The following is a 21,655-nucleotide window of genomic DNA, read 5'->3' as shown; positions in this document are numbered from 1 at the left end:
ACGGGTGTCGACCGGTGGGCGGCGGACGCCGGTCCGCCCCGGCGGCGAACCGGCTTCTCCTGCCCTGCTCCGCAGGAGCTTCGTTTCCTCCCCGGCCCGAAGGCCGGGGTATCCACGAAGGAAAGCCCTGATGAACCGGCGGCTCATTCCGCCCTATGTGTGGACCGGTGGCCGGACCCGTCCGACCCGGAACGTCCTCGACCGGCTGACCGTGCTGAGGGCGGCCGTCGAGACGATCCCGGCCGATGTGTCACCCGCCGAGCAGCGGGTGCTGGAGATCCTCGGGGACGGCGCGCTGCCGCTGGCCGAGGTGGCGGCCCACCTCTCGCTGCCCGTCAGCTTCGTGAAGGTCCTCGCCAGCGACCTGGTCGACCAGGGGCTGCTGATCGTGCGCGCGCCGGCGGCGTTGATCCTCGACGAGCAGCCCGACACGCAACTCCTTGAAAGGGTGATCCGTGGTCTCCGCGCCCTCCAGTAGAGGCATTCATCTGCGCAATCCCGACCAGGAGTTGGTCAAGGTCATCGTCAGTGGCCCCTTCGGCGTCGGCAAGACCACGATCATCCGCACCCTGTCGGAGATCCCGCCGCTCAAGACGGAGGAGGTCATGACGGCCACCGGCGCCGTCGTGGACCACCTGCACGGGGTGCGCGACAAGACCACGACGACCGTGGGCCTGGACTACGGCCGCATCTCGCTGGGGGACGACCTGGCGCTGTGCCTGTTCGGCACGCCCGGCCAGAAGCGTTTCCACGCGCTGTGGCAGGACCTCACGCGGGGCGCGCTCGGCGCCCTGATCCTCGCCGACACGCGCCGCATCGCCGACTCGTACGAGGTGATGGGCATGATCGAGGAGCAGGGCATCAAGTACGCGGTCGCGCTCAACGAGTTCCCCGACTCGCCCGCCTATCCCGAGGACGACCTGCGCCAGGCGCTCGACCTGTCGCCCGACACCCCGCTGGTCGCGTGCGACGCGCGCGACCGGACCACATCGTTGAACGCCCTGCTCGCGCTGGCCGAGCACCTGCTGAACCTTCCCGCCATGGAGCAGTCGTGACCACCGAGGCAACGCGCCCTGTGCCGCTGTACGGCCCTGATTACGCGGCCGACCCGTACGCCGTGTTCGACAAGCTGCGGGAGTTCGGCGCCTGCGCGCCCGTCGAGCTGGCGCCAGGCGTCGTCGCGACGTTGGTGATCGGCTATCGCGCCGCCCTCGAGGTGCTCCAGGACCCGGGGACCTACTCGAAGGACCCGCGCGTCTGGCAGCACAACCTCCCCCCTGACAGCCCGGTGGCGCCGATGATGACCTGGCGCCAGAACCTCCTGTTCAACGACGGCGAGGTGCACGCCCGTTACCGCAGGGCGATCAACGACAGCTTCGCGCTGATCGAGCCGTTCGAGCTGCGCGACCTGGTGCACCGCTTGTCGGACTCGCTCATCAGGGGCTTCGCCGACCGGGGCGAGGCCGACCTGCTGGCCGAGTACGCCAGGACGCTGCCGCTGCTGATCTTCAACGCGCTGTTCGGGATGTCCGACGAGTACAGCGAGCGCGTGGCCACGGCGATGGCCGCCTTCTTCGACGCGGAGTCCCCCGAGGCCGCCAACCGCGCGATCACGGACTTCGACGGCTATCTGCGGGAGTTGGTCGAGCTCAAGAAGAAGGAGCCGGGCCAGGACCTGACCTCGTGGCTGCTCGAGCACCCGGTCGAGCTGACCGACCAGGAGGTCATCGACGAGATCATGATGACGATGTCGGCGGGGCACGAGCCGACGACCAACCTGATCGCCAACGCCCTGGCCCGCATGCTCTCCGACGACCGCTACTACCGCACGGTCTCGAGCGGCGCGCTGACCGCGACGGACGCGATCACGGACGTGCTGTGGAACAACCCGCCCATGCTCAACTTCTCGACCCACTTCCCGCGCCGGGACGTGGACCTGCACGGCACGTGGATACAGGCGGGCACCCCCGTGCTGATCTCGTACGCCGCCGCCAACACCGCCCCTTCGGAGCTGCCCGCCGGGCCGCGCTCCGACACGGGCGCGCACCTGTCGTTCGCCGCCGGGCCCCACGCCTGCCCGGCCAAGCAGCCCGCCGTGCTGATCGCCGCCACCGCGATCGACCGGCTCACCAGTTGGCTGTGCGACATCCGCCTGACCGTTCCCTATGACCAGCTGACGTGGCGACCAGGGCCCTTCCACCGGGCCCTGACCGCTCTGCCCGCCCGCTTCACCCCGATCGCACCCGATCAGAAGGGAACCAACCCGTGGCACGAGAGCCGTTCGTCCTCGACCCCACCGCCAAGGACATCCCCGGAGACATAGAGCGTCTGCGCGCCACAGGCCCCGCGAGCCGCGTGGTCCTGCCCGGTGGCTACGAGGCGTGGGCCATCGTCACGCACGACCTCGTCAAGAAGCTGCTCGCCGACCCGCGCGTGTCGAAGGACGCGAAGCAGCACTGGCCGGCGTTCATGGCAGGCGAGGTGCCCCAGGAGTGGCCGTTCTTCTCGTGGGTCGCCGTCCAGAACATGTTCACGGCCTATGGTGCCGACCACAACCGGCTGCGCCGCCTGGTCTCGCCCGCCTTCACCGCGCGCCGCACCAAGGCGTTGACAGGGCGAATACAGGCCATCACCGCCGACCTGCTCGACGGGCTCGCGGCCGGGCCGCGCGACGACGTGGTCGACCTGCGGGCGGCGTTCAACCACCCGCTGCCGATCCAGGTGATCTGCGAGCTGATCGGCGTGCCCGACGAGGAGCGCGACGAGCTGCGGGACAGCGTCGAGGTGACGTTCAAGACCTCGGTGGCGCCCGAGGAGGCGTTCGCCAACTTCCAGGCGCAGATAGCCCAGATGGCCCGCCTTGTGGCCCTCAAGCGGGAGCACCCGGGCGACGACCTGACGAGCCTGCTGATCGCCACGCGCGACGACGAGGGCGACCGGCTCAGCGAGGAGGAGCTGGTCCACACCCTGCTGCTCGTCCTCTCCGCGGGCCACGAGACCACCGTCAACCTGCTGGGCAACGCCGTTCACGCGCTGCTCAGCCACCCCGACCAGCTCGCCCTGGTCCGCGCGGGGAGGGCGAGCTGGAACGACGTGGTCGAGGAGTCCCTGCGCGCCGTCTCCTCGGTGACCGCGGTCCCGCTGCGCTACGCCGTCGAGCCCATCACCCTGGACGACGGCACGGTGATCGCCAAGGGTGACGCGATCCTCATCTTCTACGCGGCGGCGGGCACCGACCCGGCGCTGCACGGGCCCGACGCGCGGGAGTTCGACGTGACGCGGACGTCCCACGAGCATGTCGCGTTCGGCCATGGGGCGCACCACTGCCTGGGCGCGCCCCTCGGCCGTCTCGAGGCGGGCATCGCGCTGCCCGCCCTCTTCGAGCGGTTCCCCGATCTGCGGCTCGCGGAGACGGAGTTGACGCCGATCGAGTCATTCATCGCCCACGGTTATCAGCGGATTCCCGTGGTGCTCGGCTGAGCCTGTTCGCGTTCCCCGGTGTTCCGGGTCCGCGGCTCGTCGGCCGCGGACTCGTTCAGCCCGAACCTCCGGTGCACGCCGCGCAGTACGGGCGGCAGCCACCACATCGCACGGCCGCCGAGCCGCATCGCGGCGGGCAGCAGCGCGCCCCTGATGAGCGTCGCGTCCATGAGCACGGCGAGCGGCGCGCCGACGCCGAGGGCCTGCATGAACGAGATGTCCGAGATCGCGAATCCCAGGAACACCACGGACAGCACGACCGCGGCGGCGGTCACGATGCGGCCCATGCGCTCGAGGCCGAGGGCGACGGCCTCGGTGGGGGAGCCGGTGCGTTCGTACTCCTCGCGGATGCGGGAGAGCATGAACACCTGGTAGTCCATGCCGAGTCCGAAGGCGATCGCGAACAGCAGCACGGGGACCGTGCCGACGACCGCGCCCGTCTCGGTGAAGCCGAGCAGCCCGGCGAGGTTGCCGTCCTGGAAACCCCACACCAGCGCGCCGAACGTGGCGGTCAGGCCGAGCGCGCTGAGCAGCATGGCGACAAAGGGCAGCAGAACGCTGCCGGTCAGCAGGAACAGCAGCACCAGCATCGCGGCGGCCAGGGTGATCCCGGCGACGGGGATGCGGTCGGTGATGGCCTCGATGCCGTCCACGCCGATCGCGATCCGCCCGCCGACCAGCGCGTCGTCGGGCGCGGGCGCGGCGCGGACCTCGGCGAGCAGGTCCTCGACGGCGGCGTTGCCGACGGGTTCGGGCACGACGGCGAGGTGGACGCCGCCGTCGTCGGCCGCGTGGCGGGCGTGCGCGGGGCCCGGGTCGGCGACCTGGGCGCCATCGACGTAGGTGCCGCTCGCGGTGTCCACCCGGGCGACATCGTCGAGGGCGGACAAGTCGGCGGCGTAGAAGGTGAGTTCGGCCTCGGTGATGCCCTCGGGCACGACGACGTCGATGGTCTGGCTCTCGCCCGCGTCGAACTCCGCGCGCAGCGTCTCGGCGACCTGGCGGCTCTGGGACGACTCGGGCAGGGCGCGCTCGTCGGCGGTGCCCATCCTCAGGCCGAGGAACGGGGAGCCGAGCAGCAGCAGGAACAGCACGCCGAGGGTGGCGACGGGCAGGGGGCGGCGCATGACGAAGGAGGCGAGGCGGTGCCAGAAGCCGTTCTCCAGCGGGGCGTTGACCCCCGGGGCGGACCTGCGGCGCGTCCGGCCGCCCTCGACGCGCGGGCCGAGGAGCGCGAGCAGCGCGGGCAGCACGGTGAGGGTGACGACGGCGGTGAGCGCGGCGACGGCGATGCCCCCGTAGGCGATGGAACGCAGCGCGAGCAGCGGGAACCACGCGAGGCCCGCCAGGGTGACGGCGACGGTGACGGCGGAGAAGATCACGGTGCGGCCCGACGACGTCATCATGATGCGCAGCGCCTTTGACCGTTCATGTCCGGCCGCGATCTCCTCGCGATAGCGGTTGACCATGAGGAGGCTGTAGTCGACCGCGAGGCCGAGGCCCAGCAGGGTGACAACGTTGACGGCAAGGACGGAGACGTCGGTCAGCCCGGCGAGCACCCAGAGCATGCCCATGCTGAGCAGGATGGTGATCACGCCGGTGATGAGCGGGATCGCCGCGGCCACCAGGCTGCCGAAGACCAGCACCAGCACGGCGAGCATGATCGGCAACGCGATCAACTCGCCGCGCACCGCGTCGCGTTCGCTGATCTCCCCCAGCTCCTTGTTGATCGCGACCGAGCCGCCGACCTCGACGTGGAGGCCGCCGTCCGCCTCGCCCTCGTAACGCGGTTCAAGGGCGGTGAGCCGGTCCTCGGCCTCGGTGTCGTCGCCCTCGATGGCGGCCAGGACGAGCGCCGCGTCGCCGTCCTCGCCGCGGAGCCCGGGGGCGCCGGTCGCCCAGTAGGAGGTGACGGCGGCGATGCCGTCGTCGTTCGCCAGCCGCTCGGCGAGCGCGGTCCCCGCGGCCCTGGCCTCCGGGGAGTCCACGCCGGACTCGGCCCGAATGAGGAGGGCCAGATTCATGTCCTCCTGGCCGAAGTCCTCGGCCAGCGCATCGGCGGCGCGGCCCGACTCGGCGGTCGGGTCGTCGAACCCGCCCGCCTTCATCCGGTCGAAGAGGGTGGCGCTCAGCGCGGCGCTCGCCAGCGCGAGCAGCACGGCGACGAGGAGCACGGCCCGGCGGCGCCGGGGCAGGAAGCCGGACAGTTTCGCGAGCATGGATGGTCTCTCCCTTGCGTTCCTTCTGGCAGCCCGACGGGGTGGCCCTTCGCGGGTTCGGCCCGTCACACGGTCGGCCCGTCACAGGGGTGACGGGCGCGCGGGGGGCGTGTGTGACATGGCGGCGCCGGGGGAGACGCGGATCACATGGCGTTCAGCGGATCAGATGGCGTTCATGGCCGTTTCGCGCCGTTGAAACGCTCTTGGCGTGCGCAGGACAATGCCGGGGCCACCGGAGGGGGCTGTGCGCGGGCCTACGGGACGGTTCGCGCGTCCGGCGGCGCTTCCTCCTGCTCAGGAGCGCCTTCGATGACAGCCCTTGCCAGAAGTACGTCTCGTTCCGCCCGAGTCGGCCTTGTTCTCGCCCTCTTCCTCTCCGTCTTCGCGACGGTCCTCGCGCCCTCGGCGCGCTCCGCCGAGACGCCCGCCGAGATCCCCGCCCAGGCGCCGGTGCGGATCATGCCGCTCGGCGACTCGATCACCGGCTCGCCCGGCTGCTGGCGGGCCCTGCTGTGGCAGGACCTCCAGGCGGCCGGGTTCACGGATGTGGACTTCGTGGGCAGCCAGGCGCCCCAGGGCTGCGGCTTCCCCCACGACGGTGAGCACGAGGGCCACGGCGGGATCCTCGCGACCGCCATGGCCGCGCAGAACCAGCTGCCCCCGTGGCTCGCGGCCGCGCGGCCCGATGTGGTGCTGACGCACCTCGGCACGAACGACGTGTGGAGCGCCAGGACGACACAGGCCGTGCTCGACGCGTTCACGGTGCTCGTCGGCCAGATGCGCGCGCAGAACCCCGGGGTCACGGTGCTGGTCGCGCAGATCATCCCGATGGCGGCGAGCGCGTGCGGCCCCTGCCCCCAGCGGGTGGTCGAGCTGAACGCCGCGATCCCCGGCTGGGCCGCCGACCTGTCCACGGCCGCGTCCCCCGTGACGGTGGTCGACCAGTGGACCGGCTTCGACACGGCGACCGACACCTATGACGGGGTCCACCCGAACGACGCGGGGATCCGGAAGATCGCCGACGCGTGGTACCCGGCGGTGTCGGCCGTGCTGTGAGCGTTCGCGCGCCGCTCGCGTCGGTCCTGCCGCTCCGGGCCGCCTCGGCCGACCCGCCCCCCTCGTCAGCGGGCCCCGCGACTCGACCAGGTCACGGCCCCGGGTCGGCCCTCACGTCGGGGGCGGCACCGGCGGGGGAGGCGGCTGCGGCTTGGGCTCCGGGTGGTCGGGCCCAGGAGGCGTCGGCGGCACCGGGTCGGGCTCGGGCGGCGGCATCGGCTCGGGCGGGGGCCCAGGCGGCGGCGCCGGAGGGGGCCCTGGCACGGGTCCTGGCAGCGGCCCCGGCTCGGGCCCTGGGCCCGGCGGGGGCGTCGGCTCAGGGGGCACGGGTTCGGGGGGTGGATGGGTCATCGCCCCCGGGTTCCCATGCCCCCGCGCGTCAAACGCCGCTGCTCACGGCGTCGCCGCCGCTCAGGCCGCCGATTCTCACGCCGCCCGGCCCGGCGCCTCGACCAGCTTCTCGAACAGGAATTCATGCTTGAGGAACGAGACGTCGTACTCGTGCCCCGGATACGGCGGGATCAGCTGCGCGGCCTGGATCAGCCGCCACCCGTCCCGCAGCGCCGCGACCCCGTCGGGGTAGGGCGGCTCGTCCCCGTCCCCCGTGGTCGGCGACGTGGCGCCCGTGCCGTCGTAGTTCGCCCAGCCCACGGTCGGGCTGTCGAGCGCCGACGTCGACAGATAGAGCACGAGCACCCGTTGGCGCAGCTCCGTGCCACTCATGAACGATCCCCTTTCAACGATGGTGTGCGGCCTCAGGCGGCGGCGCGGGTCGGCCGGTTGGTCACCCGCGTCACCCAGTGGTCCAGATCGAACGTGTCGTCCCCGGTCAGCGCCCGCCACAGCCTGACCCTGTTGTGCAGCTCGAGCCGCCCCGTCGCCTGCTCGTACCACGGGAACTGCGTGCGCAGCTCCTCGGCCACCGCGGGATCGGCCAGGTCACGGGTGTCCCACAGCAGCCGCTGCCGCACGGTCGGGTTGAACCGGATCTTGAACATGTAGCGGCGCTCGCCGCCGTCGTTCCGCCGCCCGCCGTGCCACAGCCCGTGGTGCAGGATCACCACGGTCCCCGCGGGGCACGTCAGCCGGTGCTGGCCCCTGATGTTCTGGTACCGGCCGGTGTCGCTCTCGTTGGTCCGCCGCAGATGGCTGCCCGGCACGATGAGCGTTCCGCCCGCCGCCAGGGTCACCTCCCGTGGGTAGTACATGAGTTGGACGTCGAACGCGTCGGGGCGCACGTCGATGATCGCGTCGCCGTGCAGCGGCTGCGCGCTGCCCTGGCCCGGCTCGCGGACATGAACGGCGTGGTGGTCGATGCGCGGCTCTGGGCCCACGAGGCTGTGCAGCGCCCCGGCCACCTCGGGGACCGCGACCAGGCGGCGCGGCAGCGACCCCTCGGGGAACGCCTCCGCCACCGGCGTGCCGTAGGGGACGGCGGGGATCCCGGCGGTGAGCACGTCCACCGCCCGTTCGTTGAGGTCGTCGGGCACCACGGCGTCGAGGCGCAGAAAGCCGTGCGCCACGAAGCGCGCCATCTGCGCCGAGGTCAGCAGGTGTGCGGTCATGGGGGTCCACTCTCCGGTCGTCGGTGGTTGACTATCCCCAACGCTAGGGGCATCCCACCCGCCGGACCATGGGTAGCGTTCACCACCGCTGGTAGATTCTCACCATGCAGTGGTTCGAGGTCCGGCTCGACGAGCCGCCCCGCGTGGTCGGCATCGGCGTCGGCGTGCACGGCACCGCGAGCGCGCACGACACGTTCCGCCTGCCCGACCTGTGGCAGCTGCACCTCTACCGCTACACCGCGCGCCTGATCGTCGGCGACACCCCGTACACGATCCGCCCCGGCCATGTGAGTCTCGTGCCGCCCGGCACGCTGGTGCGCTACCAGTACCGGGGGCGTTCGGAGCACCTGTACGCGCACCTGCGGCTGCCGCTCACCGGCGAGCCGCGGCAGGTCCCCGCGGTCCAGGACGCGGGCGCGCACGCCGCGACGCTCTCGGCGCAGCTGCTCCAGGCGATCGCCGCCGCCCCGCAGGCCCCGGCGCGCACCACGGCGGAGATCTGGTCGGCGCTGTGGCGCGTCGCCCACCTCCCCGCGCCCGACGCGGAGGGCGGCGGGCACCGGGCCGTGGCCGCCGCGATGGCGCACATCGAGTCGCGCCTGGCCGAGCCGTTGACCGTGCCGGTCGTGGCCCGCGCGGCGGGCGTCTCGCACAACCACCTCACGCGCCTCTTCCGCGCCGAGACGGGCGACACGGTGGTGGCCCACATCAGGCGCCGCAGGATGGAGCGCGCGGGCCACCTGCTGCGCGCCACCACCCTCCCGATCCGCTCGGTCGCGGCGTCGGTCGGGATCGGCGACCTACAGTCGTTCAACAAGATCTGCCGCCGCGAGCTCGGCGCCTCCCCCCGCACGATCCGCGCCGCCGGCGCCCTCCCCCCGACCCCGTAGCCGCGCGCCCCTTGACCTTCTCACCGATGTGAGGGGCGATGATGCCCCCATGACCGCCACCGCATTCGACCCGCGTGCGCTGCTCGCCGAGAGCAGGCTCGGCGTGCTCGCGACGATCAAGTCCGACGGGCGCCCCCAACTCTCGCCCGTCCAGCCCTTCTACGACCGCGCCGCTGAGGTCATCCTCGTCTCGATGACCGAGGGCCGCGCCAAGACCGCGAACCTGCGCAGGGACCCCCGCGCCACCCTGGAGGTGACCAGCGCCGACGGCTGGTCCTGGGCCACGGCCGAGGGCGTCGCGACCTTGACGGGACCGGGCACCGACCCCGCGGGCCCCGAGGTCGAGGCCCTGGTGGACTACTACCGCCGCGCCGCGGGCGAGCACCCGGACTGGGATGAATATCGCTCGGTCATGGTGTCCGACCGCCGGGTCCTGATGACGATGACGGTGGACCACGTGTACGGCGCCCGCATCCGCTGACCCCACCGCCCGCCCGCCTGCCTTCTCGCGTCCCTGCGGTGAGCGGTCCTGGCGGATCTCATAGGCCATCGCGTCTCCCGGATCTCGGGTGTTGCGACGATCACTAGAACTCGGGCTTCGGGCCGCGGGCGGGGGCGCTTCGACATGCCTGGGGGTGAGTGCCCTCGGTCTCTGCGCACACAGCAAATCCCCGCCCTATGCTGGCAAGTGACGAGCAAGCAGCACGGGACGGGGTTCTGTCATGGACGACGATAACGTAACCGGGCGGCGGGTGCGACGGGCACGCGACGATCTGGGACTCACCCAGGAGCAGCTTGCCGAGCGCGCCGAGGTCAGCGTCGGTGTGATCAAGAAGATCGAGCGCGGCGGCACATGCCGGGTGGACACCTACCACGCCGTCGCCCGCGCCCTCGGAGTTCAGACATCGTTCCTGTTCGAGCCGCTGCACGTCGGCGCCGACGTGCACGCGGGCGATCGAACGATCGCGCTGATGCCGCTTCGGCAGGTCATCTCACCGCCCGTCGGCATCACCGGCCTCCCGGAGCTCGGCGACATCGGCGAAGAGGTGCAGCTGGAGCCGCTGCGCGAAACGCTCCGGACGATCGCCCAGCTGTACCAGCGGGACGACTACCGTGCGTTGGGGGCCGCGCTCCCGGGGGCCGTCGCTGCCGCGCAGCAGGCCGTGCGCTGGTTCGACTCCGGTCCCGCGCACCGCGCCGCGCTCGCCGTCCGTGCCACTGCGCTGCTGGAGGCCGGGAAATACCTGACGCAGGTGCGGGCCTACGACCTCGGGCACACCGCGCTCGCCGCCGCCGTGCGCGACGCGCTCGCCGCCGAGGACCAGTTGATGGCGGCGGCCGGGGTCTATCTCCAGGGCTGGACGCTGCTACGGCAGTCCCGGTTCGACGAGGCCGAGCGCCTGTCGATCGCGACGGCGGACGCCATCGAGCCCCGCCTGTCGCGCGCGACGCGCGCCGAATTGGGGCTGTGGGGGCGCCTGCTGCTGCGCGCTTCCACGTCTGCCGCCCGGAACAACAAGGACAGCGAGGCGCGTGACCTGCTGAGGCTGTCGCGCGCCGCCGCGACCGCCCTCGGTAGCGCCACGGCCATCGACTGGCACAGCTACGGCCGGTTCGACTGGAGCAGCGTGGCGTTGATGGGGATTGAGAACCACATGATCGCGCGCCGTTACGACCGTGTGCTCGCGCTGTCCGAGCGGCTCCCGAAGGACATCCCGCTCACCTCGGACAACCGACACAGGCACATGCTTGATGTCTCCTTGGCGGAGGCCAGGGGGCGCAGTACGGACCGGGCGTTCCACGTGCTGGGTCGCCTGCGCGCGTCCACGCCGGAGTGGCTGCGGCACCAGTCGCTGGCGCGGGATGTGTATCGCGCTGCGCGGAAGCGGCGGCGCGCGCCGCTGAACGGTGAGCAGCGTGAGCTGGGGGAGTTCCTGAGCGTGCAGTGAGGTACACGGAACGTGTACCTACTGGGCGTGCGGTGTAGCCGGGCGGCCACGCAGCGTGCCTGTTGATGGGCCGTCACCCCCCGTAGTTTCTGGGTACTTCCTCCCCCAAGGAGTACCCCATGAAGACGCGCAGCAAGGCGCCCGAGCATCTGCCTCCCGCGCCGCCGCCGTTGTCCGATAACGAGCCGGTCACGGTGATCGTGGGGCGGGAGTGCCCGCCCGCGACGGCGCTTGAGCAGTGCCTCTGCTGCCGGGACTTGGTCCCGTCGCTCGCCGGGCATGTGTGCGCTGGCGGTGGGCGGTGATCGAGACGGTTAGCCTCACCGCGCCCGATCCGGGCCGTGGTACCGACCAGTTGGTGATGGGCCGGTGCTGGCTGGGGTGCGATCCCGAGCGCGTTCAGATGGTGGTCTGGGTGGGGCCGGTGTCCGCGTGCGGTCCGGATGGGCTGGCGACGGCAGACGCCTTCGCCTGCCTGGATCATGTGCGCCGCCTGTACGCGATGGCGAGGGCGGATGAGATCGAGCGCGACCGTCCGCCGCATCTGGCCGACCGCGTGCGCGGCCATCCCTGATCCCCCCTGTCGTCGTCTGTGCGGCTGTCCCGCTGGGGACGGGTGCGGCCCGGACGGCGGCAGGGGTTCCCATCCGCCCGGGTGGCTGGCCCGGGCGGCCCGCCCTCGGCGGCGCCCGGTCCCCTGCGTGCGCCCCCGGGGGCACCCGGCCCGGCACCCACTGCCCGGGGTGCCGGGCCACCCCTACGACATGGAATGAGGGAAGGAGTTTGATGGGGGAAGCGATGCCGGGGTCGACCGTTCCGAGGCGCCAACTCGGGCGGCACCTCAGGGAGCTGCGCACCGACGCGCGGCTCACCCTCAAACTGGCCGCGAGGAAACTGGAATGGTCGGAAGCGAAGATGTGGCGGATCGAGTCGGGGCTCACCTCGACGCGCGGCCATGACGTCCAGACCATGTGCGGGATCTACGGCGCGTCGGAGGAGACCACCAAGGCGCTGGTGGGCCTGGCGAAGGAGTCGAGGGCCCGGGGCTGGTGGCACAGCTTCGGCGACATCATCCCGGAGGGGTTCGACGTCTTCAGCAGCCTGGAGGGCGCCGCCTCCCAGATGTCCATTTACCAAGGGCGCTTGGTGCCCGCACTGTTCCAGACGGAGGAGTACGCACGGATCATCATCCGGGCGGCTCATCCTGACGCGGACGAGGAGGAGACCGAGCGCCGGGTGCGCCTGAGGATGGCGCGGCAGAGCCTGGTCACCCGGGTGACCGCCCCGCCTCGGCTCCGGGTGGTGCTGGACGAGGCACTGCTGCGCCGTCCGGTCGGCGCAGGCACCGTGATGGCGGGTCAGCTGCGCCACCTGGCCGAGGTCTCCACGCTGGACAACGTGGCGATCCGGGTGATCTCCACGGACGCAGGGCCCCACCCGGGCCTGATCTCCGGGTCGTTCTTCGTCCTGCGGTTCCCGCTCAACGGGGACGGCAAGGAGACCGAGCCACCCACCGTCTACGCCGACAGGTACACGGGCGACCTCTATCTCGACCGGCCGAACGAGATCGCCCGGTACGACGCGGCGTTCACCGACATGTGGAACATGTCACTGAGCGTGGAGGCCTCCAGGAGCCTCCTCACGGAACTGGCAAGGACCCACGAATGAGGTTGATGTAACGGGAGCGGTGTGGATCAAGTCCTCGCGCTCCGAGTCCCACGCGAGGCGCGTGACGCGCTGGAAGAAGCTGAGCACGGCGAGTGAGCTTGCCGGTTGATCGTGATCCATCGCTGAGGCCTTGTCTCGGCTTCTCGGCCGCGTGCTGACACCGGCTGCCCTCGGGCTCGGCGGGGCAGCGGACAGAACACCGGCGAACTGGGCTACGGATACTCTGGTGAGGCCGATCTCGGAGGCATTGACTTGGAAATGCGGCGTAGGCAGGCACTACGTGCAGCTTCGTACTCGGTTGCTGCCCTTGCTCTGCCCGATGAGACCTGGTGGTCGAGCATGGCCGAACGAGGTGAGGAACGCACGACAGTTGGTAGGCGGCGCGTGGGCCCCGGTGACCTTGCCCCCGTTCGCGACATGGTGTCGCTGTTCTCGCGTGCCGATCAGCGTCACGGCGGCGGCCACGCCCGTACCGCCGTCGTGCAGTACCTCGTTTCGGACGTCAGTCCTATGTTGAGGGGGCACTTCACCGACGCGCGCGTGCGCCGGGAGATGGTGTCGGCTGCCGCCGAGTTGAGTTATCTCTCGGGTTGGATGGCGTTCGACAACGGTGAGCACGCCGTGGCTCAGCACTACTTCACGCTCGCGGTCAGCCTCGCCGCCGAAGCGGACGATCCGCCCCTGGCTGGCCACGTGCTGCGGGCGATGGCCCACCAAGCGGTAGACCTCGGGCATCCGAGAGAGGCGGTGCGTCTGGCATCGGCCGCTGTCGAAGGGCAGCGATACGCCTCGGCCGCCCCTCGGGAACGCGCCCTTCTCGGAATTGTGCACGCCCGCGCGCTGGCTGCCGCGGGCCAGAGGCGAGCTGCTGCCACCTGGCTCGTTCGCGCCGAGGATGACTTGGCCGCTGCCGACGCGGGGGACGACGAACCGGGGCGCGTGTTCTTTTTCAGTGAAGCCAGCTTGGCTCACGAAACCGCCCGTGCGTTGGCCGCTACCGGCGACTTGGCGGGTGCGCAACGCGAGTTCCGCCGCAGCGTCCGCACCCGCAAGGCCAGTACCTTTACCCGCACCCACGCCGTGACCCTCGGCTACCTCGGCGCCGTCCAGGCCAGGCGAGGAGCAATCGAGGAGGCGTGTGTCACGTGGTCCCGCGCCCTCGGTGCCATGGAGGGGATCCACTCGGCGCGCACTCGCCGCATCGCCACAGACATGCGAAGTGCGCTTTCGCCCATGCGTGGGCGCGGCGTCTCAGCCGTGGCCGAACTGGACCGGCGCGCCGCGACCTACCTGGCAGAATCAGCCTGAGGAGCATGTGATGGCAGACGAGTTGTTCACCGTCGTACCCGTCGCCCATGTCTTTGGTGGCCGATCTGAACCCGGCGATGACTACTGGGGCGGCAGCCGCGCCATCATCCGAATTGACGGTGAGAGGTTCACTCCCGGGGCGGTGGTCGGTCTCGATGCCTTTTCGCATATCGAGGTTGTCTTCCGTTTTCACCTCACCGACCCAACTGATGTGCACGCCGAGCCCCGACGGCCAAGGGATAACCCCGCCTGGCCCGCCGGGGGCATTTTCGCCCACCGCAACATGCGGCGGCTCAACTGGTTGGGCGTGTCACGCTGTCGGCTCCTGGGAGTTGACGGTCTCGACCTCCACGTTGAGGAGCTGGACGCCGTGGACGGCACGCCCGTGTTGGACATCAAGCCGTGGTTCGTCGAGATGGGACCACGCGGCAACGTCCGTCAGCCGTCTTGGCCTACGGAGATGCTGGCCGACTATTTCTCTCCTCCGCGATGAGTTGAGGAAGCACGCGTGTGAGGGCGCGCGCTCCGGGGTGTGGTGAGGGGTGTGCGCCCGTGGGGTGCGCCCGGGGTGCTTCGCCGGGTCGCGTCGGCCCCCGCGGGGCTGGGTAGCTTCGGGAGACGTGCGAAAGGGGTGCCTTCATGTCCGAGTCCGCCGCCTCGCCGTCCGCCGCCTCGCCGTCCGCCGCCTCGCCGTCCGCGGCTTCCCTGTCCGCCGCCTCGCCGTCCGACGCCGTCGCCGATGTGATCGTGGTCGGCGCGGGGCCCGCCGGTTCCTCGGCGGCCTATCACCTCGCCCGGCACGGCGTCGACGTGCTGCTGCTCGAGAAGTCGGAGTTCCCGCGCGAGAAGGTGTGCGGCGACGGCCTCACGCCGCGCGCCGTGCGGCAGTTGATCGGCATGGGCGTCGACATCGACGCCGAGGGCTGGCAGCGGAACAGCGGCGTACGCTTCTACGCGTCAGGGCTCGCCGTGGAGATCGACTGGCCGGAGAGCGCCCGCTTCCCGGGATTCGGACTCACCCGCAGCAGACACGACTTCGACGAGCTGCTCGCCCGCCAGGCCGTCAAGGCCGGGGCGCGGCTGTGGACTTCGGCGAAGGTCATGGAGCCGGTGCTCGACAGGAACGGCAGGGTGCGCGGCGTCCGCGCCCATGTGGGCCCGGAGAAACGGCCGGTGACGTGCGAGGCCCCGCTGGTCATCGCGGCCGACGGCGTCTCGACCCGTCTTGCCGTCGCGCTCGGCGTCACCCGCGTCACCCGCCGCCCGATGGCCACCGCGATCCGCCGCTACTACCGCTCCCCGAGCCGCCACGACGACCCCTATCTGGACATCTGGGCCGACCTGCGCGAGCGCCACGGCGCCCCCCTGATCCCCGGATACGGCTGGATCTTCCCCATGGGCGACGGCCGGGTGAACGTCGGCCTCGGCGTCATCGGCCAACGCTCCCAGGGGAGTTGGGACACCCGCGCGCTGCTCGACACCTGGCTCGCCCGCACCCCGGCGGGCTGGGGGCTCAGGGGCGAGGAGAACGCCGAAGGGCCCCTGCGCGGCGCCGCCCTGCCCATGGGGCACAACCGCCTGCCGCACTACACGCGCGGCATGCTGCTCGTCGGCGACGCGGGCGGCATGGTCTCCCCGTGGAACGGCGAGGGCATCCCCTACGCCATGGAGTCGGGCGAAGTCGCCGCGGAGACCGCCGTGTACGCCCTCGCCCGCCCGGCAGGGCCGTGGCGCGAGCGGATCCTCCAGCGGTACCCGAGGGAGATCCAGCGACGCAACGGCGGCTACTACCGCCTGGGCAACGGCTGGGCCGCGCTGCTCCGTCGGCCCGCGCTGGCGTCGTTCGTCTCCCGCCGCGTGGTGACCTCGCCCGCCACCATGCGCGTGGTGATCCGGCTGCTGACCAACCTCATGGACGACCGCGGCGACGCCGTCGACCGCGCGCTGAGCGCGGCGGTGCGCGTCGTCCCGGTCACCACGCGCGCGCCGCGAACGCGCGGAAGTCGCCCGGCGGGCGGCCGGTGACGCGTTCGACCGCGTCGGTCGTGCGGTCCTCGGCGCCCTCGGCGATGGCGCGGTCCATGGCGGCGAGCAGGGCGGCGAAGCGCGGCGGCATCACCGCCGTGAGCCGTTCGCCCAACTCGTCGGCGGAGACCGCCACATGGCGTATGTCGCGCCCGGTGACCTCGGCGATCACCGCGGCCACCTCGGCATAGCTCAGCGCCTCGGGCCCGGTGAGCACCAACTCCGCGTCGGGGGACCGCTCGTCACTCAGGGCGCGAACGGCGACCGCCGCGATGTCGTCCGCGTCGACGAAGCCCACCCGCCCCTCACCCGTGGCAGTGCGGATCAGCCCCTCGTCGCGGAGGGTGCGGGCGTGGTGGTGGTCGCCGATCAGGTTCTGCATGAACCAGGAGGGCCGCAACGCCGCCCATTCGGCGAACAGTTGGGGCAACGCCGCCTGCACCTCGCCAAGCCCCGGGTCGCCCGACTCGACGAGCGAGGCGCTGAGCAGGACCACCCGCCGCACCCCCGCGGCGCGGGCCTGTTCGAGGAACGGCAGCATCACGGCGGCCGGCTCGGGGTCGCCGATGGGCGCGATGAGATGGACCCGGTCGGCGCCTTCCAACGCGGCGGCGTGGGTGGCGGGTTCGTACCAGTCGAAGCGGACGGGCCGCGCCGCTCCCTCGGCGGCGGTGCCGCCGCGGCTGGCCGCCCTCACCCGGTGGCGGCCCTCGGCCAGCAGTCCCGCCGTGATCCGGCCGCCGATCGTTCCGGTGGCCCCGGTCACCAGCACGGTGGCCTCGCTCACGCGTCCCCTCCCCTTGCCGCGCGCGCCGCGTGCCCCATGAACGCCGACCCGGCGTCCACCTTCACCCGCCTCATCACCCGCCTCATCCCGCGCATCATACGGACCGCGGCCCACCTACCGGGGCGATTCGGTGGGCCGGGGCTAACGTTCTCCACGGACGCGGCACTCGGGCCGCAGGACGAGAGGAGCGGTGATGAAGTACACCCGGCTCGGGGCCTCGGGGCTCGAGGTCTCACGCATCGTGCTCGGCTGCATGGGCTTCGGCGATCCGGCCCGCGGCACGCACTCCTGGGCGCTGGGGCTCGATGAATCACGCCCGTTCATCCGGGCGGCGATCGAGGCGGGCGTCACGACGTTCGACACGGCCAACGTCTACTCGCTCGGCGCCAGCGAGGAGATCACCGGCGCGCTGCTCGCCGAGTTCGCCCCGCGCGACGAGGTGGTCATCGCCACCAAGGTGTATGGCCGCATGGGCCCGGGCCCCAAGGGCGGCGGCCTCTCGCGCGCCGCGATCCTCACCCAGGTCGACGCGAGCCTGCGCCGCCTCGGCACCGACTACATCGACCTCTACCAGATCCACCGGCTCGACCACGACGTGCCGGTCGAGGAGACGATGGAGGCGCTCCACGACGTGGTGCGCGCGGGGAAGGTGCGCTACATCGGCGCCTCGTCCATGTGGACATGGGAGTTCGCGCAGGCGCAGCACACCGCCGACCTGCACGGCTGGACGCGCTTCGTCTCCATGCAGAATCACTACAGCCTGCTCATGCGCGAGGAGGAGCGCGAGATGCTGCCCTACTGCGCGGACCAGGGCATCGGCGTGCTGCCGTGGAGCCCGCTGGCCAGGGGCCGACTGGCCCGCCCGTGGGACACGGCGACGCCGCGCAGCGAGAGCGACCCGTTCGGGTCGCGCATGTACCGCCAGGCCGTCGAGTCCGACCGCGCGATCGTCGACGCGGTCGGCGCGATCGCCGATGAGCGCGGCGTCACGCGCGCCGAGGTCGCCCTGGCGTGGATCCTCCAGCAGTCCCCCGTGACCGCGCCGATCGTCGGCGTCACCAAGCCGGAACACCTCACCCAGGCCGTCGAAGCCGTCGAACTCACTCTCAGCGAAGAGGAGTTGACCCGCCTCTCCGAGCCGTACACCCCGCGCGACCCCGAGGGCTTCTAACGGGGCGCTCCGCCGTAGGGCCGCCGCCACACCAGGGTGTGCCGCCAGAACACCCGGCGGCGCAGCCCGGCCCCCGGCAGCACGCGTCGCGCCTCTGCGGCGATCTCGTGGAACGTCATGGTGGGCGGCTCGGTCGATGCGCTCATGGCGACGGGCACGCGCCCTGGCCGCCGCCCCCGGTTGCGCGCCACGCCGATGAGCGGGTTGAGCGGGACGGCGACGGCGCCGAGCAGGTGATCGACGGGGGTGGCGGGGATGTGACAGCCGACCACGATCAGCGTGCCGCCTGGGGCGAGTTGGGCCTTCAGATGCTCCAACGCCTCGGTGAGCGGCAGATGGTGGAGCACGGCCACCGAAGTGATCACATCCCAGGGCCCCTTGGCCGCGGGATCCCCGAGCGCGTCGCCGACGGCGTACTCGACGTTCGCCCCGCCCTCGGTCGCCTCGCGCGCGCGTTCCACGATGCGCGGGTCGGCGTCGATGCCCCGGGCCATCGCGCTCCGCGAGGCCAGCAGCCGCACCAACTCCCCGCTGCCGCACCCCACATCGAGCGCGCGCCCGAACCGCCGTGGGACCTGGCGCATGATCCAGCGGTGGTAGTGGTGGTTGTGGCTCCACGGGTACGCGGCGTTGAGCCTCCCCAACGCACGGACGGGCCAGGGGGCGTCGGGCGGCGCGTGCACGCGGCCGATTCTGGCACGGCTGTGGGGCGCCGTGGGCCCGCCGCGGGCCCCCCGTGGGCCCCGCCGCGCGGGCCTCAGGGGCAACTTCCCTCGGTGGGCTCGCCGTTGAAGCGGTCGGTCAGCCAGGAGATCGCCGCGCCCTGGTCGGTGATGAGCGGCGCGAGGTGGTTGAGCAGCGTCCCGTCGCCCAGGCCCGGCAGGTGGATCGGCGCGTAGCTGACGTCCGCCCCCAACGCGCACCAGTCCGTGGCGAGTTGGCGGGCTTGGGCATGCGGCACGATGTCGTCCTCGACGCCCGTCGCCACCCGCACAGGGCCCGTCGGCGCGCGCTCGCCGATGCGCTGCTCGTCGAGGAACGCCCGCACCTCGGGCTCGGCGGCGACGATCTCGCCGACGGAACGCCCCGTCGTCGTCCAGTCGCGCGTGTCCGCGAACGCGTGGCGCAGGATCGCGTCGCCCACGCACATCGTGGCCGTGCCGTTCAACGCCTCGCGCCCGTCGTCGTCGAGGTGGCCTTCGATGACGGCGCCCAGCCCTGGCTCGGTGTGGGCCGCGCCGTTGATCGTCCAGCCGATCGCCCCGGCGAGCGCGCTGCCGTCGATGCCCTCCATGACCTCGGTCAGATCGGCGGGCGGCGCGCCCACATAGCTGCCCACCAGGGGGAGTTCGGGCGCGTGGACGGGCTGGAGCTCGGCCGCCGCCGCGGTGGCGCCGCCGCCCTGGCTGTAGCCGTACAGGCCGACCGGCGAGTCCGCCGTCAGCGACGTCCCGTCGAGCGCGCGGGCCGCGCGGGCGGCGTCGAGCAGGGCGTGGCCCTCGTCCACGCGGTTGACATAGGTGTGCACGCGGTCCGTGGTGCCGAGGCCCGCGTAGTCGGTGACCACGACCGCGACGCCACGGGCCAGGAAGCGGTAGACGGCCAGGTTCTCGTAGCCGAAGGAGATCGAGCCGCCGCCCAGGTCGATGCCGAGCGGGGTCTCGAGGGCGAGCGAGGCCGCGCACTGGTCGCCCTGCCCCATGGTGCCGGGGGCCAGCGCCACCAGCGGGCGCGGGCCGCCGTGCGCCCAGTCCGCGGCGGGCTCGATGTAGGCGCCGGTCACCGCGATCGGCTGCCCGCCCGCGTCGGTCGACCGGTACATGAGCCGGGTGGCCGTGCCGGGCAGCGGGCCCTCGGGGCCGGGCAGGCGCACGCCCAGCGTCAGCGGCTCGGTACGGATCAACGCGCCGTCGGCGTCCGGTAGTTGGGCGGGGGGATCGTAGAACTCGGGGACGGTGGACGGGGCCGCGGTCGCGGTCGCGGTCGCCGTCCCGGACGCCGGGAGGAGTGCCAGGGCCGTTCCGAGCCCCACGGCCGTGGCCATGAGGCGGGTGAGCGTCGAACGCGGGCCGGATGAGGGTGACATGGGGGGACCTTCCTCGCGCCGTTGCCAGGTTGATGGCAGTGAAGCACCGGGGCCGTACGGGGGTAACCCGCCGGTAAGTTACGGAGCGGTAACGTCGGATTCGGCGCGGAAGCCAGGGGGACTCCTGGAGTAGGGTTGAAACGGAGAACTCTCCGTCGCTCATGAACGGAACGGGGCGCTCTCCGTTCAACAGGTGCCCCAGCCCCCGACCCGGAGGAGCCCCGTGTCCGAGCCCGCGAACGAGCCCACGCGCGCCGACGCGCTCAAGAACAGGGAGCACATCCTCCGGGTCGCCCACGACGCGTTCGCCGAGTCGGGGACGACGTCGCTCAACGCCATCGCCAAGCGCGCGGGCGTCGGCGCTGGCACGCTCTACCGGCACTTCCCGACCCGCGAGGACCTGGTCCTGGCCGTCTACCGGCACGAAGTGCGGCGCCTGGTCGACTCCGTCCCGGACCTGCTTGCGGCGCACGCCCCGCTCGACGCGTTCCGCGGGTGGTTCCTGGGCCTCGCCGACTACGTCCGCCTCAAGCACGGCCTCGGCGAGGCGCTCGACACGGCGGCGGCCCGCGACGCGGTGAACGAGACCTACGCGCCGGTCACCGCCGCCGTGGGCACCCTGCTGCGCGCGTGCGAGGAGGACGGCGGCGTCCGCCCCGGCCTCGACCCGGCCGATGTGCTGCTGCTCATGGGCTTCCTGTGGCGCGTGCCCCCCGACCCCGAGGGCGAGGAACAGGCCCGCCGCCTCCTGGAGTTGGCGATCGACGGCCTCCGCCAGGTGACCCGCTCATGAACGGGTCACCTGACGGAGGCCGATGTCACGGGCCCGCACGGCGGCGCCAGGGCGTATGCCGAGGACGTCGGAACCCACCGCTTCACCTCGATCGGCGCGGCGGAGGCGGCGGTTCGGCTCGCCACGGAAGGGACGCGGCCGGGGGCGCGCCCCCGGCGTGCTCGCGCCGAGCGAGGCGTTCGACCCGGCCGACATCCTGGACTCCCTCGCCCCGCAGGGGCTCCGCCGCCATGTGATCCCCGGCAGACCCTAGTAGTGCTTGGTCAGGTTGGTATGGGTGTGGGTATGTCACGGTGACAGGTGGGGCAGGCGCCGGTCCAGACCGCGAGGAGCGTCTGCAACTCGCGGATGACCTGGTAGAGGCTCAGGCTGGCGCCGTTTCTTTTGGGGAGAGAGCTATCCGTTGCAGGGTGCAGAAGGCGTGGGCGGCGGAGACGAGGGTGACGTGGTGGTGCCAGCCCTTCCAGGTGCGGCCTTCGAAGTGGGCCAGGCCGAGTGCTTGCTTCATCTCGCGGTAGTCGTGCTCGATCCGCCAGCGGAGCTTGGCCAGCCGGACGAGCGTGGTCAGCGGAGTGTCGGCGGGCAGGTTGGACAGCCAGAACTGGACCGGTTCGTGCTCGGCGGCGGGCCATTCGGCCAGCAGCCAGCATGCGGGCAG

Annotated in this window: 24 protein-coding genes; 16 read left to right on the top strand and 8 right to left on the bottom strand. The window is 72.0% G+C overall.

The annotated features are described in order from the left end of the window. Window positions 1-130 precede the first annotated feature (130 nt). The 4 genes from D7318_RS17205 to D7318_RS17190 are packed head-to-tail and all read left to right on the top strand — an operon-like array spanning window position 131 to window position 3,480. A complete protein-coding gene (locus tag D7318_RS17205; protein ID WP_113685748.1) occupies window positions 131-478 on the top strand; it encodes a DUF742 domain-containing protein in 348 nt (115 codons plus the stop codon). Further along, a complete protein-coding gene (locus tag D7318_RS17200; protein WP_230423820.1) occupies window positions 456-1,055 on the top strand; it encodes a GTP-binding protein in 600 nt (199 codons plus the stop codon). Before D7318_RS17205 ends, D7318_RS17200 begins: the two co-directional genes overlap by 23 nt. Beyond that, window positions 1,052-2,323 (top strand): cytochrome P450, encoded by a 1,272-nt coding sequence (locus tag D7318_RS17195; RefSeq protein WP_120698001.1) that lies wholly within the window; start codon window positions 1,052-1,054, stop codon window positions 2,321-2,323. Before D7318_RS17200 ends, D7318_RS17195 begins: the two co-directional genes overlap by 4 nt. Beyond that, on the top strand, window positions 2,266-3,480 hold the full coding sequence (locus D7318_RS17190; RefSeq protein WP_120698000.1) for a cytochrome P450 family protein: 1,215 nt from the start codon (window positions 2,266-2,268) through the stop codon (window positions 3,478-3,480). The genes D7318_RS17195 and D7318_RS17190 overlap by 58 nt, the downstream gene beginning before the upstream one ends. Here D7318_RS17190 and D7318_RS17185 read toward each other — a convergent pair. Continuing rightward, entirely contained in the window at window positions 3,453-5,699 is a 2,247-nt protein-coding gene (locus tag D7318_RS17185; protein WP_120697999.1) for an MMPL family transporter, read from the bottom strand. The genes D7318_RS17190 and D7318_RS17185 overlap by 28 nt on opposite strands. A gap of 309 nt (window positions 5,700-6,008) precedes the next feature. Between D7318_RS17185 and D7318_RS17180 the strand changes: the two genes are divergently transcribed. Then, on the top strand, window positions 6,009-6,755 hold the full coding sequence (locus D7318_RS17180) for an SGNH/GDSL hydrolase family protein (protein WP_120697998.1): 747 nt from the start codon (window positions 6,009-6,011) through the stop codon (window positions 6,753-6,755). A 111-nt stretch (window positions 6,756-6,866) separates the two neighbouring features. On the opposite strand, the gene D7318_RS17175 is transcribed toward D7318_RS17180, so the two are convergent. From D7318_RS17175 to D7318_RS17165, 3 genes are all read right to left on the bottom strand, one after another. Continuing rightward, window positions 6,867-7,106 carry a hypothetical protein gene (locus D7318_RS17175; RefSeq protein ID WP_120697997.1) on the bottom strand — a complete coding sequence of 80 codons (240 nt, stop codon included), beginning with the start codon at window positions 7,104-7,106 and terminating at the stop codon, window positions 6,867-6,869. Window positions 7,107-7,181: 75 nt separating this feature from the next. Beyond that, window positions 7,182-7,478, bottom strand: coding sequence for a hypothetical protein (locus D7318_RS17170; RefSeq protein WP_120697996.1), 297 nt, complete (start codon window positions 7,476-7,478; stop codon window positions 7,182-7,184). 32 nt (window positions 7,479-7,510) lie between these two features. Further along, window positions 7,511-8,320, bottom strand: a complete 810-nt coding sequence (locus tag D7318_RS17165; protein WP_183091469.1) for a phytanoyl-CoA dioxygenase family protein — start codon at window positions 8,318-8,320, stop codon at window positions 7,511-7,513. A 104-nt stretch (window positions 8,321-8,424) separates the two neighbouring features. Between D7318_RS17165 and D7318_RS17160 the strand changes: the two genes are divergently transcribed. The 9 genes from D7318_RS17160 (at window position 8,425) to D7318_RS17120 (ending at window position 16,160) form a co-directional block, all read left to right on the top strand. Beyond that, a complete protein-coding gene (locus tag D7318_RS17160; protein ID WP_120697995.1) occupies window positions 8,425-9,210 on the top strand; it encodes an AraC family transcriptional regulator in 786 nt (261 codons plus the stop codon). A gap of 49 nt (window positions 9,211-9,259) precedes the next feature. Then, window positions 9,260-9,691 (top strand): PPOX class F420-dependent oxidoreductase, encoded by a 432-nt coding sequence (locus D7318_RS17155; RefSeq protein ID WP_120697994.1) that lies wholly within the window; start codon window positions 9,260-9,262, stop codon window positions 9,689-9,691. Window positions 9,692-9,932: 241 nt separating this feature from the next. Beyond that, entirely contained in the window at window positions 9,933-11,159 is a 1,227-nt protein-coding gene (locus D7318_RS17150) for a helix-turn-helix domain-containing protein (RefSeq protein ID WP_120697993.1), read from the top strand. Between the two features lie 119 nt (window positions 11,160-11,278). Further along, window positions 11,279-11,464, top strand: coding sequence for a hypothetical protein (locus tag D7318_RS17145; protein ID WP_120697992.1), 186 nt, complete (start codon window positions 11,279-11,281; stop codon window positions 11,462-11,464). Further along, window positions 11,461-11,733: a hypothetical protein gene (locus D7318_RS17140; protein ID WP_147437743.1), complete on the top strand. Its 273-nt coding sequence runs from the start codon at window positions 11,461-11,463 to the stop codon at window positions 11,731-11,733. Before D7318_RS17145 ends, D7318_RS17140 begins: the two co-directional genes overlap by 4 nt. 212 nt (window positions 11,734-11,945) lie before the next feature. After that, window positions 11,946-12,827 carry a helix-turn-helix domain-containing protein gene (locus D7318_RS17135; RefSeq protein WP_120697990.1) on the top strand — a complete coding sequence of 294 codons (882 nt, stop codon included), beginning with the start codon at window positions 11,946-11,948 and terminating at the stop codon, window positions 12,825-12,827. 417 nt (window positions 12,828-13,244) lie between these two features. Continuing rightward, window positions 13,245-14,135 carry a hypothetical protein gene (locus D7318_RS17130; RefSeq protein WP_147437741.1) on the top strand — a complete coding sequence of 297 codons (891 nt, stop codon included), beginning with the start codon at window positions 13,245-13,247 and terminating at the stop codon, window positions 14,133-14,135. A 10-nt stretch (window positions 14,136-14,145) separates the two neighbouring features. After that, window positions 14,146-14,628: an SAM-dependent methyltransferase gene (locus tag D7318_RS17125; protein ID WP_120697988.1), complete on the top strand. Its 483-nt coding sequence runs from the start codon at window positions 14,146-14,148 to the stop codon at window positions 14,626-14,628. A gap of 146 nt (window positions 14,629-14,774) precedes the next feature. Beyond that, window positions 14,775-16,160, top strand: coding sequence for a geranylgeranyl reductase family protein (locus D7318_RS17120; RefSeq protein ID WP_120697987.1), 1,386 nt, complete (start codon window positions 14,775-14,777; stop codon window positions 16,158-16,160). Here D7318_RS17120 and D7318_RS17115 read toward each other — a convergent pair. Then, window positions 16,108-16,947, bottom strand: a complete 840-nt coding sequence (locus D7318_RS17115) for an NAD(P)H-binding protein (RefSeq protein WP_120697986.1) — start codon at window positions 16,945-16,947, stop codon at window positions 16,108-16,110. The two genes, D7318_RS17120 and D7318_RS17115, sit on opposite strands and share 53 nt — an antisense overlap. Window positions 16,948-17,140: 193 nt before the next feature. Between D7318_RS17115 and D7318_RS17110 the strand changes: the two genes are divergently transcribed. Then, on the top strand, window positions 17,141-18,118 hold the full coding sequence (locus D7318_RS17110; protein ID WP_120697985.1) for an aldo/keto reductase: 978 nt from the start codon (window positions 17,141-17,143) through the stop codon (window positions 18,116-18,118). Here the strand turns inward: D7318_RS17110 and D7318_RS17105 are convergent. Further along, window positions 18,115-18,801 (bottom strand): class I SAM-dependent methyltransferase, encoded by a 687-nt coding sequence (locus D7318_RS17105; protein WP_230423818.1) that lies wholly within the window; start codon window positions 18,799-18,801, stop codon window positions 18,115-18,117. The two genes, D7318_RS17110 and D7318_RS17105, sit on opposite strands and share 4 nt — an antisense overlap. A 74-nt stretch (window positions 18,802-18,875) precedes the next feature. Next, window positions 18,876-20,204, bottom strand: a complete 1,329-nt coding sequence (locus D7318_RS17100) for a lipase family protein (protein WP_120697984.1) — start codon at window positions 20,202-20,204, stop codon at window positions 18,876-18,878. Window positions 20,205-20,427: 223 nt separating this feature from the next. On the opposite strand from D7318_RS17100, the gene D7318_RS17095 reads away from it, so the two are divergent. Continuing rightward, the gene (locus D7318_RS17095; protein ID WP_120697983.1) at window positions 20,428-20,997 is read left to right on the top strand and encodes a TetR/AcrR family transcriptional regulator; all 570 of its coding nucleotides are present in this window, start codon (window positions 20,428-20,430) and stop codon (window positions 20,995-20,997) included. A 364-nt stretch (window positions 20,998-21,361) separates the two neighbouring features. Here D7318_RS17095 and D7318_RS17090 read toward each other — a convergent pair. Continuing rightward, window positions 21,362-21,655, bottom strand: a 294-nt coding sequence (locus D7318_RS17090; RefSeq protein ID WP_147437739.1) for a transposase, incomplete at its 5' end; no start/stop codon positions are given.

Origin of the sequence: Streptomyces radicis, from assembly GCF_003626575.1 — a bacterium.
Taxonomy (GTDB): Bacteria; Actinomycetota; Actinomycetes; order Streptomycetales; family Streptomycetaceae; genus Streptomyces; species Streptomyces radicis.
The sequence above is the reverse complement of the archived record's forward strand: the minus strand, read 5'-3'. Positions and strand labels throughout refer to the sequence as shown.

Bases quoted from the DNA above. Each gene is read 5' to 3' on its own strand.
- D7318_RS17205 (WP_113685748.1), top strand. From the start codon at position 131: ATGAACCGGCGGCTCATTCCGCCCTATGTGTGGACCGGTGGCCGGACC.
- D7318_RS17185 (WP_120697999.1), bottom strand. From the start codon at position 5,699: ATGCTCGCGAAACTGTCCGGCTTCCTGCCCCGGCGCCGCCGGGCCGTG.
- D7318_RS17180 (WP_120697998.1), top strand. From the start codon at position 6,009: ATGACAGCCCTTGCCAGAAGTACGTCTCGTTCCGCCCGAGTCGGCCTT.
- D7318_RS17175 (WP_120697997.1), bottom strand. From the start codon at position 7,106: ATGACCCATCCACCCCCCGAACCCGTGCCCCCTGAGCCGACGCCCCCG.
- D7318_RS17170 (WP_120697996.1), bottom strand. From the start codon at position 7,478: ATGAGTGGCACGGAGCTGCGCCAACGGGTGCTCGTGCTCTATCTGTCG.
- D7318_RS17165 (WP_183091469.1), bottom strand. From the start codon at position 8,320: ATGACCGCACACCTGCTGACCTCGGCGCAGATGGCGCGCTTCGTGGCG.
- D7318_RS17160 (WP_120697995.1), top strand. From the start codon at position 8,425: ATGCAGTGGTTCGAGGTCCGGCTCGACGAGCCGCCCCGCGTGGTCGGC.
- D7318_RS17155 (WP_120697994.1), top strand. From the start codon at position 9,260: ATGACCGCCACCGCATTCGACCCGCGTGCGCTGCTCGCCGAGAGCAGG.
- D7318_RS17150 (WP_120697993.1), top strand. From the start codon at position 9,933: ATGGACGACGATAACGTAACCGGGCGGCGGGTGCGACGGGCACGCGAC.
- D7318_RS17145 (WP_120697992.1), top strand. From the start codon at position 11,279: ATGAAGACGCGCAGCAAGGCGCCCGAGCATCTGCCTCCCGCGCCGCCG.
- D7318_RS17135 (WP_120697990.1), top strand. From the start codon at position 11,946: ATGGGGGAAGCGATGCCGGGGTCGACCGTTCCGAGGCGCCAACTCGGG.
- D7318_RS17130 (WP_147437741.1), top strand. From the start codon at position 13,245: ATGGTGTCGCTGTTCTCGCGTGCCGATCAGCGTCACGGCGGCGGCCAC.
- D7318_RS17125 (WP_120697988.1), top strand. From the start codon at position 14,146: ATGGCAGACGAGTTGTTCACCGTCGTACCCGTCGCCCATGTCTTTGGT.
- D7318_RS17120 (WP_120697987.1), top strand. From the start codon at position 14,775: ATGTCCGAGTCCGCCGCCTCGCCGTCCGCCGCCTCGCCGTCCGCCGCC.
- D7318_RS17110 (WP_120697985.1), top strand. From the start codon at position 17,141: ATGAAGTACACCCGGCTCGGGGCCTCGGGGCTCGAGGTCTCACGCATC.
- D7318_RS17100 (WP_120697984.1), bottom strand. From the start codon at position 20,204: ATGTCACCCTCATCCGGCCCGCGTTCGACGCTCACCCGCCTCATGGCC.